The organism is Hyphomicrobium zavarzinii ATCC 27496 (assembly GCF_000383415.1).
In the GTDB taxonomy this organism is placed as follows: Bacteria; Pseudomonadota; Alphaproteobacteria; order Rhizobiales; family Hyphomicrobiaceae; genus Hyphomicrobium_C; species Hyphomicrobium_C zavarzinii.
The window spans coordinates 170,001-184,662 of the sequence record NZ_KB911255.1 but is presented as its reverse complement, the minus strand read 5'-3'; the positions used below and the strand labels follow the sequence as shown (position 1 = coordinate 184,662).

The window sequence follows — 14,662 nt, the reverse complement described above, 5'->3', positions numbered from 1 at the left end:
TTAGGCTCCCTTACAAAGGGATTTGCATTTCAGGAGTATGACAATGGCCGGCCCGCGACGCCGCGGCGTGCCCCAACCGCAACGGTTGCGCCGGTCTTAGTAAATGCGGACCGGGAAATAGCGCTCGACGAGCTCCTGGAAACGCCCGCTTTGCCGGACCCGCTTCAAGGCGCCGTTGATCAGAGTTTTGATCTGTGGATCGTTGCGCGGCAGCGCAACCGCGAGCCCGTCCCCGAAGTACTTGGGCTCCAGGAACGCGTCCCCCTTGAACTCGCAGCACTGCCGCGAGAGCGACCCGTTGAGCCAGAACGCGAGGCTGATCGCATCTCCGAAGATCAAATCCACCTTGCCCTGCTGCAGGCCCTCACGCGCGAGCTCCGGGTTCTCGAACAGCACGATCCGGCTGTCGCGGAAGAACGCTTTGACGAATGCCTCGTGCGCCGTCCCTTTCGCCACGCCGATGCTGACGCCGTCGAGCGCGTCGGGGCTGATGTCCGTGATTCCGCTCCCGGTCCGGCTGACGAAACGCCCGGGCGTGTAGAAATAGCGATCGGAAAAATCGACCTCCGCGAGGCTGGTGGCCGTGACCATGTGCGCCGCGATCACGGCATCCGCATCGCCGCGCCGCAAGCCGATCAGCAATTCCTCCCAGGGGCGCACTTTGATATCGCAGGCCGCCCCCACCTCGAGGCAGATCGCGCGCGCCAGATCGACGTTGAAGCCCGAGAGCACGCCCTCGTCGTCGTAGTAGTTGAAAGGCGGAAACTCACCCTCGGTGAGAAAGCGGATGACGAAGCGGCGAGGCTCCGCCGGCGCGGCTTCCTCGGCGGCGCCCGGAATGACGCTCTTCTCTTGCCCGTGGCCAGATGCGGCGAGGAGGCCCACACCGGCGAGCAGACAGAAACACGCCATCGCCCACGCAAGCGCCCTGCCTCGCGTTCCCGCCGCGCCGCGTGCTGCAACGCAATGAGATGTCTCGGACGTCATGATGCAGCAGGCCTCTCGAAGAGAAACGGCGCAAACGCAATCTCCCTATTTAACATTGAAAGCAATATGGCAAGATCATTACATCTGCGCGCGGCCGAAAATCGCGCGCATAAAGCCGAGCGCTTCGGGGGACGAGGGTGCCTCAAGATTTCGACGGCAGTTGGGACCCGGAGCCCCGAGGCCCGGCCATGCCGCTGCAACGAGATGCGGCGGCGGCGCGAGCGAACATCCTCGGCACCTCGCGCAGTCCCCAGAACGTTCCGGCTTGGGATAGCTCGCGCGAGCGCGGCGACCTCGACCACGCCGTGAACAGCCTCCGCCGAAGCCACCCCGAGCTTTCCGCCGGAGAACCGGCGTGGAGATGGCAGAAGTGGACGCTCGCCCTTCTCCCTCCCGCGTGTCTCGCCGCCGCGCTCATCGCGCTCGATCAGCTCATATTTGCCCTCGCAGCCCTTCTCGTTCTGCCGTTCTTTTGCGTTGTCGCGCTCCGCACCGCTGCCCTTTGGCACACCGCCTTCGGCAGCAAGAGCCACACCGCTGAACAGGATATTGAAACCCACCCGGTCGAGCTGCCGCGCTACACGCTGCTCGTTCCGCTCTACGACGAAGCCGGCATCGTGCGCGACCTCGTCTCGGCGCTCTCCGCCATCGACTATCCGGCAGAGCGGCTTCAGATCCTTTTGATCCTCGAGGAGACGGACACGGCAACCCGCCGCGCGGTGACCGAGACGCCGCTGCCTGATCACGTCTCCATCGTCGTCGTGCCGGACGGAAAGCCACGCACGAAGCCCCGCGCGCTCAATTACGCTCTTCGACGCGCGACCGGCGATCTGGTCGTCGTCTACGACGCGGAGGATGTGCCGGAGCCGGACCAGTTGCGGCGCGCCTCACGCCTGATCGCGGCGAGCCCGCATCTCGGTTGCGTCCAGGCCCGCCTCAACGTCCTCAACGCGGAGGAGAACTGGCTGACCCGCCAGTTCGCAATCGAATACACGGTGCTGTTCGACTGCCTCCTCCCCACGCTCCAGCGGCTGGCGCTGCCGGTCCCGCTCGGGGGCACCTCGAACCATTTTCCACGCGCAGTTCTGGAAGAGGTTGGCGGCTGGGATCCCTTCAACGTGACCGAGGACGCCGACCTCGGCATCCGCCTCGCGCGCAGCGGATGGACCGTGAAGGTGCTCACCTCGACCACCTGGGAGGAGGCACCCGCCACCTTCCGCACCTGGCTGAAGCAGCGTACCCGCTGGCTCAAGGGCTGGATGCAGACCTACCTGGTCCACATGAGAAACCCGGTGCGGACCGCCCGCGACCTCGGTTGGCTCCAGTTCTTCGGGCTTCAAGTGCTGATGGGCGGCGTCATCCTCTCCGCCCTGGTGCACCCGTGGTTCTATGCCGTCATGGCGGCCGAGCTGGCGTTCGGCCCATTGAGCGCGCCGCACCACCACACACTGTCAGACGCGGTGAAAGTCATCGGGCTCACCAACCTGGTGCTCGGCTATGTCTCCGGCGTGGCTTTGGGTTGTGTGGCCGTCGCCGGCCGCGGACGCCAGAGGCTCGCGATTTCGGCTTTGATGATGCCCGTCTATTGGCTGCTCGTGTCGCTGGCCGCTTATCGCGCGCTGTTCCAGCTCGCCTTCACGCCCTACATCTGGGAGAAGACGCAGCACCGCCCGCGCGCCGCATTCACGACGACCAACCGCCCCAGCGCGTAGCCCGCATCTATCTGCAGTCCGCCGCTGATGCCCTCAGGGCTTCACCAGAACACCCCACGGCAGGCGGCCCACCGGCACCGACTTCTCGGGCTTGAGGCTTGCCACATCCACCACCGTCATGTCGTTGGTGAGCCCGTTGGCCACGTAGAGCTTCGCGCCATCCGGCGAGAGCGCCATGTGCCAGGGCCGCTGGCCGACCAGGATGTAATGCTTGGGCGTATAGGTCTCGACATCCACCACCGCCACGCGGTTCGCAGTCGAGAGCGCAACGAAGGCCGTCTTGCCATCCTTGGTGAAGCGGATGCCCATCGGCTGGATCAGCTCGCGGCGGACGCCCGGGATCTCAAAACCGAACTTCTTTACGATCTTGCGCGTCACGGGATCGATGACCGCAACCGTGCCGCCGATCTCCGCCGACACCCACACGAGCTTGCCGTCCCGCGTGAACTCCGCAACGCGCGGCCGCGTGTCGACGAGCACGTTCGCCGTCACCTTGAACGTCTCGTTGTCGATGAAATGCGCCATGCTCGTCTGCTCGGACGTAGCGACCGTGAACTTGTTGTCCGGCGACACCGCCATGCCCTCAGGCTCGACACCCACCGGAATCTCGGCGAGCACCTTCCCGCTCACGCGCTCGATGACAGTGACGTACCCTTCGTCCTCGTTGGCGATGTAGATCCGCTCGCCCTTGGGGTCCACGTCGAGCAGTTCCGGATCAGGACCGGATTCGAGCGTCCGTACCACCTCTAGCTTTTCCGTATCGACGACATCCAGCCGGTTGTCGTCGCCCACACAGACGAGAAGCTCCTTGAAATCAGGTGTGAGCACCATGCCGCGCGGGCGCGCGCCGGTCGGGATCACTTTCACGACCTTGAGCGTCTCGCTATCGAGCACCGTGACCGTGTTGTCCTTCTCGTTAGAAACGAAAATGGTCGCCGCGAAAGTGGACGACACAGACAAGGATACGAGCGCCGCCGCCATGGTTGCAGCAGCCAGGATACGCGTCATGGGGTTCCTCTCCTCGGATTATTTTTTTGAGATCCGGCACTTCGTTTCAGGCTCGTCGAAGCCCAGAGTGTCGGCCACGTGCTTCTGATGCAGGAAGCCCTCCTGCGGCGAGATCGAAACCAGCGCGCGCGGCCCCGAGAGCAGGATCGGCTGGCGCATCTGATGATCCCAGCTGCGGAAGGTGAGGCCAAGCCCCTTGAAGCCGGCCACCTCGAAATCCTTGGACAGGATGTAAGCGTTCACGTCCTCCGGCGTGTTCTTCGCCGTCCGCGTCACGGCTTCACCCACCACGCGCACGCCGAGCCAGGCGGTGTAGTCGCGCTCGGTCATCACGCGCTTGGCCTGCTTCTCGAAACGGTTCTGGAGCTGCGTGCCGGCATACTGTTCGAACGAGCGGTGCCAGGCCACGGCCTGCAGTCCCTGCGAGCCGACGACGGGGCGCGGCTCGTAGGTGCGGAACATGAGATAGTCGCCGAACGCCTCGCCCACATCCGAGACGAAGATCACGTCGTACTCCGGGGCCCCCTGCGTGAGCAGAGGCATCTGCGTCTGGATCTGCTGATGCCCCGAGTCGGTCCGCCGCGATCCGGCATCGAACTCGTAAGGGCGCTCCTCCACGATCTTCGCGCCGAACTTCTGCGCAGCGCGCTTGATCGCCGCCACATACTCCTTGTCACCCGGCGTCGTACCGTAGACCAGGAGCCAGCGGCGCCACTTCTTCCAGATGAGATATTGTGCCAGTGCATCCGCCCGCATCGCCCAGTTGGGGGTGATGTGGAACACGTTCACCCGGCATTCCTGCTGGCGAAGATCGTCGCTGCTCGAGCGGGCGTTGAAGATGACGGCGTTCTTGGCTTCGGCAAGATCCGCGACAGCCAAGAGGTCGGACGGCTCCAGATCGGCGACGATGAGCTTGTGTCCATTGGCAAGCTCGGCCCGCACTTTGGGGACGATGTCCTCCGTCTCTCCGGCCATCACCTCGACCAGCTCGAAGTGCTGCTCGACCAGCCGCCCGGTCATGTTGTTTTCTTTGATCGCGAGGCGTGCGCCCTGCAGACCCTCGTCGGTCAGAACCTTGTCGAGAAGAGAAAGAGGCGGCGGCTCGGCATAGCGCTTTCCGACGAACATGATCTTCGTCACGAGCGCGCCGGGCGCCGCTTCCGTGGGGGCCTCCGGAATGGCCCGCGCCGTCTGAACGGTCGCGAGCCACCCCAGAAGAACTGCTGCAGCGGCCGCCGAGCCGAGCGTGATACGTTTGCCCAAGTTCATCAGCCGCCAAGCGGTCATCTCACCACACCTTCTTTTCTTCGCGGCCCTTCCAGACACTGCGGATCCAAACGATCGCCTTCCAGAGCTTGGCTTCGTCGTCGATCAGATCCTTGTAGGGCGGCATCGGGCCCACGACGCCCTCTTGCCCCTTGCGCGCATAGCCGTGCTTCTGCAGCTCCTGGCTGCCGAGCACGATCAGGCGGAACAGCGTATCGTCGTCACCGCCGTAGACCCAGGTCTCGTTGGTCAAGGGCGGGCACATGCCGCCGCCGCCGCCACCACCGTGGCAGCCGTTGCAGGAGAGACCCATGTAGATCTTGTGGCCTTCCTCGACGATCTTGGGATCCTTGTAATCGAAGGGATTCTTGAGCTTGCCCTTCTCCGTCGCGTTCACGCGGTCGATCGGCTTCATCGGCGCGCCGCCGGCGGCGTCGGCCGCGGCCGGAGCTGCCGCGTCTGACTTCTTCTCCGCCTCGGCGGGCTCCGTCTTGGCAGCCGGTGCAGGCTCGTCGGCGGCGGCGCAGACGGCCGCGAAGGCTCCGCTCGAAACCGCTGCGGCGAGCAGCAGGGTGAGGAAATTGCTTTTCACGTTTAGGTCCCTCGTTTCATGGCAATTGATATCCGCCTCGAAGTTTCAGTTGAGTTGCAGTGAGGCACCTGCGCCTCTCTCCCCGTGCTTGCAGAGATTTCCAAAAAAAGCGCGGGCCAGGCGTGAGCTTTTCAAAGCTTCTCCTTTCCGCCGCGCGGCTGTGACCGCTCGGAAATGGTCGCCTCGAACAGCGTGATCGACTTCACGGCGTCCTCGTTGAGGTTCTCCCGTGCCACATCGATCGCCGTCTTGCCGGCTTTCGACTTGAGGCTTGGATCCGCGCCCGCCTCCAACAGCAGACCGATCATCGGAATGTTCCCGCGCGCGGCCGCGATCATCAAGGCGCTGACGCCCTGCGCGTTTACGGCGTTGACGTTCGCGCCCCGCTCGATGAGCGCCGTCGCGATATCCGTGGACCTCAGCCCCTGCCGCCGCTCGATCTCCTTGGCTGCTTCGCCCACCGCGAGCTGACTGGCCGTCACCATGATCGGCGTAACGCGATCCGTGCCCGCTGCGGCGTTGACATTGGCGCCGAGCTCGATCAACGCCTTCGCCGCCAGGAGCTTCCCGTCCTCGATCGCGAGCGACAGGGGGCCGAACCCGCCATCGACGGAGGCTTCGATATCCGCGCCGTTGGCCACCAGCACGCGGATGGACGGCACATGATTACGTTGCGCGGCATGGATCAGCGCAGTGAAGCCGTCCTTGTCGCGCCCGTTCACGTCGGCCTTGAGAGAAACAAGTAAGGGAATGATCTTGTCGCTGCGGTTGCGCGCCGCGCTCTGCAGCGCGCCATAGCCCTGCGCGTCGGGCTTGTTGATGTCGGCTCCCTTCTCGACGAGGAAACGGATACGCTCCTCGTCCGCCGCCAGCACCGCGTTCGCGAGCTCCGCCTGCACGTCTGCGCCTTCAGCGAGCCACGCCTCGAGCCGCTCCCGCGTCACCCGCTGATCGGGCGAGGCCTCGACTTTCGGCCCCTCGCTCACCTCGAATGGCTTGGTATAGGAGCCATGCGAAGGCAGATCGCCCGGCACCACGCATTTGCTGCACGAAACCAGCGGCACGCCGAAGTCGCGCAGGATCTTCTCGATCTCGGCGCGGTTGGCTTCCAGCGCGTAGTCGAGCGCATACTTGAGCACGACGTTGGTCGGCCGCACGCCAAGCGAAAGATCGAACTCGAGCGGGACGTCATCATCCATGAGATTGACGGGCAGAACCGACAGCGGCTCCCCCTTCATCTTCGGAAACCAGCCCGCGAACGGCCCCCACACGGCTGCAACGTCCAGCTTGCCATCGATGACCTGCTGGACCTGATAGGTCGGCTGCTGCTCGGGCAGCAGGTCGCCGTTGTGGCTCACCGTATGCACCACCACGTTGGTGCTGAGCCCGCGCCGCTTCAGAACCTCGCGGATCGCCGATGTCTGATAGACGCCGATTTTGAGATCGCGCAGCTTCGGATCGTCGAGCCCCTTGATGTCGAGCCCGCGGTCGCTGCGCCAGGCGAGAACATAAGTCGTGCGATAGACCGGAACCGTCGTCAGCACCCCGCCGTAGGCGCTCGGCATATCGACGAGCACGTCGCAATCGTTGGTCTCGAACGTCTGGCGTGTGATGCCGCGCTCGAGATAGGGCCGCCAGAAGTTGATCACCTCCGCGCCCATCGATTTTGCGAGCACGGCCATGATCTTGTTCTGGAAGCCCCCGCCGTCCATCGCCGAAAGCGGCATGTTGCCAGGGTCGCCACAGACGCGAAGCGCGCCGAAATTCTTGGATTCGAAAACCTTCTTGCCTGCCGCCCGCGCCGCCGTCTTTTCCGCGGCAGTCAGCTCGTCGAACTCTTTGTTCGCCCGAAAGCCCGGCTCTTCGGCGGACGCCGCAACGGCGGCAAAGCCCAGAAAGGCTCCCGCCGCGAGGATCGACGTCAGAATAGGGAACCGCTGCACCGTCACGCGCTTCTCGTACATGCGAATTATTGTAACTCTATATCGTTGCGATCACGGGCCTACAAGGCAATCAACCTGCTCCGGTTGATCAAGTTCCGTTGATCCCGAGCCATCTTTCCCGATCCGAGACAGCAAAAACGCCCGGCGTCGTCGACGCCGGGCGTTTCCTTTTCAGCGTGTGATCACTCGAAGACCCGGAAGGTGAACAGCGTGCCCGCCTGCGGGATCTTGTCGAGGTTGGCAGCCTTGGTCATCGCCGTCGCGCCGATCGCACCGAACTTGTCGTTGAGATCGAGGCCTGCCGTCACCGGCACGCCGATCCAGCCGCCGATGCCGGCCAGGATCGAGACGTACTGCTTGCCTTTCACCTTGTAGGTGATCGGGTTGCCGATGATGCCGGAGGCAAGTTTGCGGTGCCAGAGGATCTTGCCCGACTTGCGATCGACAGCGCGGAAGTCACCACCCAGCGAACCGTAGAACACGAGTCCGCCGTCGGTCACCATCGTGCCGCCCCAGTTCGGATACGGATCCGGAATCTCCCAGTCCGCAGTGCCGGTCAGCACGTCGAACTTCTTGATCTTGCCCGTCGTGCCGGGCTTCTCCGGATACATGAACACGTTGGCGAACACGTAGACCGTGCCCTGCTGCGTGTGCGTGCGCTCCTGCGGCTCGAGCTCCATGCACCAGTTGTTGGTGGGGCAATAGAACTTGGTCGGCTCCGCGGGATCGACAGCGCAAGGCTGCTGGTCCTTGCCGCCCATCGCCGACGGGCAAGCCGAGACGTTGCGGCCACGCTCGAGCGGCGAGTGCTCGCGAACCTTGACCGGACGGCCGGTCTTGAGATCGACCTTCTCGGCCCAGTCCACGGTCACGTACTTGTGGGCGCGCAGCAGCGTGCCGTCCGCACGGTCGAGAACGTAGGCGAAGCCGTTACGGTCGAAGTGAACGAGCGCCTTGCGCTTCTTTCCGTCCACGTCCATGTCGACGAGGATGTTCTCGTTCACGCCGTCATAGTCCCACTGGTCGAAGGGCGTCATCTGGTAAGCCCAGACGGCCTCGCCGGTGTCCACCTTGCGGGCGAAAATGGTCATCGACCACTTGTTGTCGAACTCGCCCGTGTTGCACTCCTCGTGCGTCTTCTTCGAGCAGCGGTAGGCGGGGCTCCAGAGACCCGGGTTACCGGTCGAGTAATACACGAGCTTCAGCTCGGGATCGTAGCTGAACCAGGCCCACGCCGCGCCGCCGCCGATCTTGTAGTCCTCGCCGACGTGCGTGTGGATGCCGAGGTCCTTGCCGGCCGTGCCGTAGTGCGGATTGGCCTTGTTGGTCTCGGGCGTCAGGCACACGTCCTTGTCGGAGCCCGTCGAGTGGCACTCCCAGACCTTCTTGCCGTCCTTGAGATCGTAAGCCGTGACACGACCGCGAGCTGCGAACTCGTCGCCGCCGAAGCCGAGGATCACGACGTTGTCGGCGATCAGAGGAGCGCTGGTGCTCGTCTCGCCCTTCTCGGGCCAGGCGTGCTTCACCACCCACACTTCCTTGCCGGTCGCGGCATCGAGCGCGATGAGGAAGCCGTCGAGCGTACCGTAGTAGAGCTTGCCGTCGGCGAAGGCAGGGCCACGGTTGACAGTGTCGCAGCAGGCGCGCGGCACGGCCGATTCATCGCGGTCCGTCGTCTTCACGTAGTTCCAGATCTGCTTCGGATTGTCGGGGTCCGAAAGGTCGATGCCCTGTGCAATGTTGCACTGAGCCATGTTGGGGCAGCCCGAAACGAAGAACAGCATCGGCTTGCCGCCGACGTCCTCGATGAACAGCGGCTGGCCTTCATGGCCGCGCAGCGCGCCCGTCGACTGCGACCACACCATCTGCAGCTTGCCGACGTTGTCGGTGTTGATGTCCTTGAGTGGCGAGTGACGTGTCAGGTGGTTGTCGCGTCCCGGCGCGGCCCACTGATTGGGGTCGGCCGCGCGCTTGTCGACCTCGTCGTTCGCAAACGCGGGGGCGGACATCCCCAGCATCGCGAGCATGAGGCCGCCCGCGAGCAGGCCTAGCTTATGAGTCATTGCGGTCTCCTCTCCTAGCTACAGAGGCTCGCTTCTCGCGCTCACCAGGCAAAGCTGCGCCATCCGCTGCACAAGGCGCTCCTCGGAGCCTCATGCGAAACGGCGCGCCACGCGAATTTTTGGCATTTCGGATGCGATCGAGACTCTTGGAGGTCTCTTGACTGTGAGCCTGCAGAATTCGCAGGAAAATCTCCCAGTCGAACCGCTCGTCTGCTCCCTGGTTTTCAAGAAACAAGCGCTGATGAGCGCCGAACGCCAGGACGACTCCATTGGAAACGTCCCCGCGGAATGCCCTCACCAACGGAAAGCACGGTAGGGATGTTATACCAGAACAGCGAGGGGGCATTTTCCTATAATGGCGGGGAGATATTCCTGATCACACAGACGTGAACAGCCACCAAAGCCGCAAAAAAGAAGGGCGTCGTTTCGGCCCGATAAACAAAGAAGCCGCCCGAACGGACGGCCGATAGGCATTTCAGGGAAAGAAGCCGAAGGTGGGAGGGGCGCTCAGCGCCCGCCGAAACCGAGCGACGCGAGCTCCACCTGGCACTTGCGGCCAAGCTGGAAATACTTGAGCGCGACGCAACGCTTCACCTTCGCAACCGTGGGATTTTGCCCAATGCAGAGCCGGCGGACATCCGTCTCGCAGGCCGCGCGCAACTGCGGCGTCACCTCCGGCGGCATCTTGAAGTCCTCAGCGGCAGCAACCGTCGCCACCACGAAACCGGCACAAGCCAAAAGGGAACGCTTTGCGCTCATGACACCCTCGTCTTTTGCTTATCAATTGGTTCATTCACTGCACAATAAGGGCCAAATTGTGCAGCGCACTAAGTCAATGGTGAATTGGGTAAATTTGAATCAGATCCGTAGCGCGCCAATCCTGTGAGAGCGCGCTGGCCCAAGCGGCCGCAAAATGCAGCCGCCAAACAATGGCGTCTCGGTGGAGAAGAATCGAGCGCATTGAGGTCGCACCGAAATTGACCATCGGCGCGACCTCAACCATCTGAATAATAACAGAGTTTACCTCACGCCGCGTCGACACCGGCCGGTGCGGCGCAGGTCACGCCCGTGCCGCCGAGGCCGCAATAGCCGTGGGGCACCTTGGCGAGGTACTGCTGGTGATAATCCTCCGCAAAAAAGAACTCCGGCGCCGGCAGAACCTCGGTCGTAATCCTTCCAAATCCGGCAGATGAAAGGCGCTCCTGAAAGGAAGCCTTCGAGGCCTCCGCCGTTTTGCGCTGCGCATCCGAGAAAACATAAATCCCGGACCGGTATTGCGTACCGACATCGTTTCCCTGCCGCATGCCCTGCGTGGGATTGTGATTTTCCCAAAACGTCTTGAGCAGCGCGTCATAGGAAATGACCTTGGGATCGAACACCACCAGCACCACCTCGTTGTGCCCCGTGCGCCCCGTGCACACCTCCTCATACGTCGCGTTCGGGGTAAAACCGCCGGCGTACCCGACGGCCGTGACCCAAATCCCGGCTCCGAGCTGCCAGAACTTCCGCTCTGCGCCCCAGAAGCAGCCCAAACCGAACATCGCCGTCTCGAGGCCATCCGGGTATGGCCCCTTGAGCGGCCGCCCAAAGATGAAGTGCTCGTCTGCCGTGCGAAGCGGCGCGGAACGCCCCGCGAGCGCGGTCTCTCGCGTCGGCATTTCAGTATTTTTTCTCGAGAACAACATTGTCACACCTCAGGGAATGCGTATGTGCATCAACCATTACGGAAATGGGCGAACCCGGTTGCAGAGTGGGCCGTAACGTTTCCGCGAGCCGACAACCGGCGCCGACGTTTTCCGCGGGTGGAGCTTCATGGACATCCTTGCTTGGCTGTTTTCTTTTATCCTGTCGGCCGTCGGATTTGCCTGGTCGCTGATCTGGTTTCTGATAAGCGGATGGGTCTCGACGCTCCTCCAGATCGCTGTTCTCATAGTCGCCATCTACGGAGTTAAATATGGGTGGAAGCGCGCGCCTTTCGAGATCTGGCGCCGCTCGCAAACGTTCTTCAAATTTTTCTGGAACTGGATACGAGCTCGCGAGCCGGAGGCGCGCGGCGGCGTCGAGACCCGCGAGGTTATCCGCGAGATCAAAGTGCGAGAATTCGGCGACATCAACCTGTCGACGGCAATGTCGATCGCCGCTCTCGTGGGCCTCGCCCTCATCTCAGCCACCTGAGCACGCACGGGCGCCGCAGCGGGGCCGCAAAACAACGAAAAACGCCGCCTTGGCGTGAGCCAAGGCGGCGTTTGAAATTTCATTGTGAAGAGGATGATGAATTCGAATTCGCAGCACGCTTCGGCAGACCTGGCGACGACCTACTCTCCCGCGTCTTAAGACGAAGTACCATTGGCGCTGGGGCGTTTCACGGCCGAGTTCGGAATGGGATCGGGTGCAGCCACCCCGCCATAATCACCAGGTCAGCGGAAGCGTGTAGCGAATTTCTGGTCTTTCCATGCTTGCTCCTACGCTCATCTTCGCGCGCCGTCACTCAGGCCAAAGCCCGAGCGCACAAGGCGCGCCGGCATAAATGCCGCCCCATCGGAGCAGTCTGCGCGTCAGCGCGGACATGCTGCGTGAGATCCAAGATGAGCATTGCTTAATGAGAGCGATCGAAGTTCGATTGAGCTATTAGTACCGGTAAGCTCCATACATTGCTGTACTTCCACACCCGGCCTATCAACGTTGTGGTCTACAACGGCTCTCAAGGGAGAACTCGTCTCGAGGTGGGTTTCCCGCTTAGATGCCTTCAGCGGTTATCCCGTCCGCACATAGCTACCCTGCTGTGCCGCTGGCGCGACAACAGGTCCACCAGAGGTGCGTCCAACTCGGTCCTCTCGTACTAGAGTCAGATCCTCTCAATTCTCCTACGCCTACGGCAGATAGGGACCGAACTGTCTCGCGACGTTCTGAACCCAGCTCACGTACCTCTTTAAATGGCGAACAGCCATACCCTTGGGACCTGCTCCAGCCCCAGGATGAGATGAGCCGACATCGAGGTGCCAAACGATTCCGTCGATATGGACTCTTGGGAATCATCAGCCTGTTATCCCCGGCGTACCTTTTATTCGTTGAGCGATGGCCCTTCCACACAGAACCACCGGATCACTATGGCCGTCTTTCGACTCTGCTCGACTTGTCAGTCTCGCAGTCAGGCGGGCTTATGCCATTGCACTCGACGGTTGATTTCCGACCAACCTGAGCCCACCTTCGCACGCCTCCGTTACCATTTAGGAGGCGACCGCCCCAGTCAAACTGCCTACCATACAATGTCCCGGGACCGGATAACGGTCCGCGGTTAGACAACCATGTTCATAAGGGTGGTATTTCACATTGCGGCTCCACAAGAGCTGGCGCCCCTGCTTCAAAGCCTACCACCTATCCTACACATGCAAACACGATTGCCAGTGTAAAGCTACAGTAAAGGTGCACGGGGTCTTTCCGTCTAACCGCAGGAACCCCGCATCTTCACGGGGAATTCAATTTCACTGAGTGTGTGCTGGAGACAGTGGGGAAGTCGTTACGCCATTCGTGCAGGTCGGAACTTACCCGACAAGGAATTTCGCTACCTTAGGACCGTTATAGTTACGGCCGCCGTTTACTGGGGCTTCGATTCAAAGCTTGCACTTCTCCTCTTAACCTTCCAGCACCGGGCAGGCGTCAGGCCATATACGTCGTCGTTGGACTTAGCATAGCCCTGTGTTTTAGGTAAACAGTCGCCACCCCCTGGTCTGTGCCCCGCCACTCTGGTTGCCCAGAATGACGGCCTGCTTATCCCGAAGTTACGCAGGTAATTTGCCGAGTTCCTTCAGCACACTTCGCTCAAGCGCCTTGGTATTCTCTACCAGTCCACCTGTGTCGGTTTCGGGTACGGTCTATGTGGGGGTTATTTCCTGGGGCACCTTCGCTGCCCGGGCAATCCGATAAGCCCAGACAACTTGCAGCACCCGTCACTCACCCACTGGCCCACGAATATTAACGTGGTTCCCATCGACTACGGCTTTCGCCCTCGCCTTAGGGGCCGGCTAACCCTGCGCAGTTTAGCTTTACGCAGGAACCCTTGGACTTTCGGCGGGAGTGTTTCTGACACTCCTGTCGTTACTCATGTCTGCATTCGCACTTCCGATACCTCCAGGCGCCCTCACGGGTCGCCCTTCGCAGGCTTACGGAACGCTCCGCTACCACGTGCATTGCTGCACATCCGAAGCTTCGGTAAACGGCTTTAGCCCCGATACATTTTCGGCGCAGGAACCCTTATCTAGACCAGTGAGCTGTTACGCTTTCTTTAAAGGATGGCTGCTTCTAAGCCAACCTCCTGGCTGTTTTGGGATTCCCACATCCTTCCACACTTAGCCGTTATTTAGGGACCTTAGCTGTCGGTCAGGGTTGTTTCCCTCTTCACGACGGACGTTAGCACCCGCCGTGTGTCTCCCGAGTAGTACTCCCAGGTATTCGGAGTTTGGTTAGGTTTGGTAACCCTGTGGGGGCCCCTAGCCCATCCAGTGCTCTACCCCCTGGGGTATTCACTCGAGGCTCTACCTAAATAGATTTCGCGGAGAACCAGCTATTTCCTGCCTTGATTGGCCTTTCACCCCTTGCCACAGTTCATCCGAGGCTTTTTCAACAGACACCGGTTCGGTCCTCCAGCAGGTGTTACCCTGCTTTCAACCTGACCATGGCAAGATCGACAGGTTTCGGGTCTAATCCGACGAACTGAACGCCCTGTTCAGACTCGCTTTCGCTACGCCTACGCCTATCGGCTTAAGCTTGCTCGTCAGACTAAGTCGCAGACCCATAATACAAAAGGTACGAGGTCACCCTTGCGGGCTTCCTCTGTTTGTAGGCATCCGGTTTCAGGTACTATTTCACTCCCCTCGTTGGGGTGCTTTTCACCTTTCCCTCACGGTACTGGTGCGCTATCGGTCGGTAAGGAGTACTTAGGCTTGGAGGGTGGTCCCCCCATGTTCGAACAGGATTTCACGTGTCCCGCCCTACTCGAGATTTCAGCTTGGCATTACGTGTACGGGGCTATCACCCTCTGAGGCCCGGCTTTCCTGTCCGGTTCCACTTGTCCTAACTGAAATACTGGCCTAG

The 14,662-nt window shown here is 61.7% G+C and carries 10 protein-coding genes and 2 rRNA genes (1 of these 12 running past the window's edge); 2 read left to right on the top strand and 10 right to left on the bottom strand.

All coding sequences use genetic code 11. The annotated features are described in order from the left end of the window. Positions 1-96: 96 nt before the first annotated feature. Positions 97-987, bottom strand: coding sequence for an ABC transporter substrate-binding protein (locus F812_RS22055; protein WP_245257597.1), 891 nt, complete (start codon positions 985-987; stop codon positions 97-99). 188 nt (positions 988-1,175) lie between these two features. On the opposite strand from F812_RS22055, the gene F812_RS22050 reads away from it, so the two are divergent. Continuing rightward, positions 1,176-2,699: a glycosyltransferase gene (locus tag F812_RS22050; protein WP_020084053.1), complete on the top strand. Its 1,524-nt coding sequence runs from the start codon at positions 1,176-1,178 to the stop codon at positions 2,697-2,699. 33 nt (positions 2,700-2,732) lie between these two features. Here F812_RS22050 and F812_RS0100825 read toward each other — a convergent pair whose 3' ends face one another. The 7 genes from F812_RS0100825 to msrA form a co-directional block, all read right to left on the bottom strand. Next, a complete protein-coding gene (locus F812_RS0100825) occupies positions 2,733-3,707 on the bottom strand; it encodes a PQQ-dependent catabolism-associated beta-propeller protein (protein WP_020084052.1) in 975 nt (324 codons plus the stop codon). Between the two features lie 18 nt (positions 3,708-3,725). Then, positions 3,726-4,994: an ABC transporter substrate-binding protein gene (locus tag F812_RS0100820; protein WP_020084051.1), complete on the bottom strand. Its 1,269-nt coding sequence runs from the start codon at positions 4,992-4,994 to the stop codon at positions 3,726-3,728. A gap of 1 nt (position 4,995) precedes the next feature. Next, positions 4,996-5,565: a c-type cytochrome gene (locus tag F812_RS0100815; protein WP_020084050.1), complete on the bottom strand. Its 570-nt coding sequence runs from the start codon at positions 5,563-5,565 to the stop codon at positions 4,996-4,998. Positions 5,566-5,696: 131 nt separating this feature from the next. Further along, positions 5,697-7,529, bottom strand: a complete 1,833-nt coding sequence (locus F812_RS22045) for a quinoprotein dehydrogenase-associated putative ABC transporter substrate-binding protein (RefSeq protein ID WP_020084049.1) — start codon at positions 7,527-7,529, stop codon at positions 5,697-5,699. 161 nt (positions 7,530-7,690) lie between these two features. Continuing rightward, entirely contained in the window at positions 7,691-9,571 is a 1,881-nt protein-coding gene (locus F812_RS0100805; RefSeq protein ID WP_020084048.1) for a PQQ-dependent dehydrogenase, methanol/ethanol family, read from the bottom strand. Between the two features lie 507 nt (positions 9,572-10,078). After that, positions 10,079-10,330 carry a hypothetical protein gene (locus F812_RS0100800; RefSeq protein WP_020084047.1) on the bottom strand — a complete coding sequence of 84 codons (252 nt, stop codon included), beginning with the start codon at positions 10,328-10,330 and terminating at the stop codon, positions 10,079-10,081. Between the two features lie 266 nt (positions 10,331-10,596). After that, positions 10,597-11,256 (bottom strand): peptide-methionine (S)-S-oxide reductase MsrA, encoded by a 660-nt coding sequence (msrA, locus tag F812_RS0100795; protein ID WP_026867738.1) that lies wholly within the window; start codon positions 11,254-11,256, stop codon positions 10,597-10,599. A gap of 127 nt (positions 11,257-11,383) precedes the next feature. On the opposite strand from msrA, the gene F812_RS0100790 reads away from it, so the two are divergent. Next, complete coding sequence (locus tag F812_RS0100790; RefSeq protein WP_020084045.1) at positions 11,384-11,746, top strand: hypothetical protein; 363 nt, start codon at positions 11,384-11,386, stop codon at positions 11,744-11,746. Positions 11,747-11,873: 127 nt separating this feature from the next. Here F812_RS0100790 and rrf read toward each other — a convergent pair. Together rrf and F812_RS0100780 are read right to left on the bottom strand one after the other, a co-directional pair. After that, positions 11,874-11,988: ribosomal RNA gene (gene rrf, locus F812_RS0100785) — 5S ribosomal RNA — on the bottom strand. A 188-nt stretch (positions 11,989-12,176) separates the two neighbouring features. Further along, a 23S ribosomal RNA gene (locus F812_RS0100780) occupies positions 12,177-14,662 on the bottom strand (it continues 313 nt past the right edge of the window).

Coding starts and splice junctions, on each gene's coding strand:
- F812_RS22055 (WP_245257597.1), bottom strand. CDS start 987: ATGACGTCCGAGACATCTCATTGCGTTGCAGCACGCGGCGCGGCGGGA.
- F812_RS22050 (WP_020084053.1), top strand. CDS start 1,176: ATGCCGCTGCAACGAGATGCGGCGGCGGCGCGAGCGAACATCCTCGGC.
- F812_RS0100825 (WP_020084052.1), bottom strand. CDS start 3,707: ATGACGCGTATCCTGGCTGCTGCAACCATGGCGGCGGCGCTCGTATCC.
- F812_RS0100820 (WP_020084051.1), bottom strand. CDS start 4,994: ATGACCGCTTGGCGGCTGATGAACTTGGGCAAACGTATCACGCTCGGC.
- F812_RS22045 (WP_020084049.1), bottom strand. CDS start 7,529: ATGTACGAGAAGCGCGTGACGGTGCAGCGGTTCCCTATTCTGACGTCG.
- F812_RS0100805 (WP_020084048.1), bottom strand. CDS start 9,571: ATGACTCATAAGCTAGGCCTGCTCGCGGGCGGCCTCATGCTCGCGATG.
- F812_RS0100800 (WP_020084047.1), bottom strand. CDS start 10,330: ATGAGCGCAAAGCGTTCCCTTTTGGCTTGTGCCGGTTTCGTGGTGGCG.
- msrA (WP_026867738.1), bottom strand. CDS start 11,256: ATGTTGTTCTCGAGAAAAAATACTGAAATGCCGACGCGAGAGACCGCG.
- F812_RS0100790 (WP_020084045.1), top strand. CDS start 11,384: ATGGACATCCTTGCTTGGCTGTTTTCTTTTATCCTGTCGGCCGTCGGA.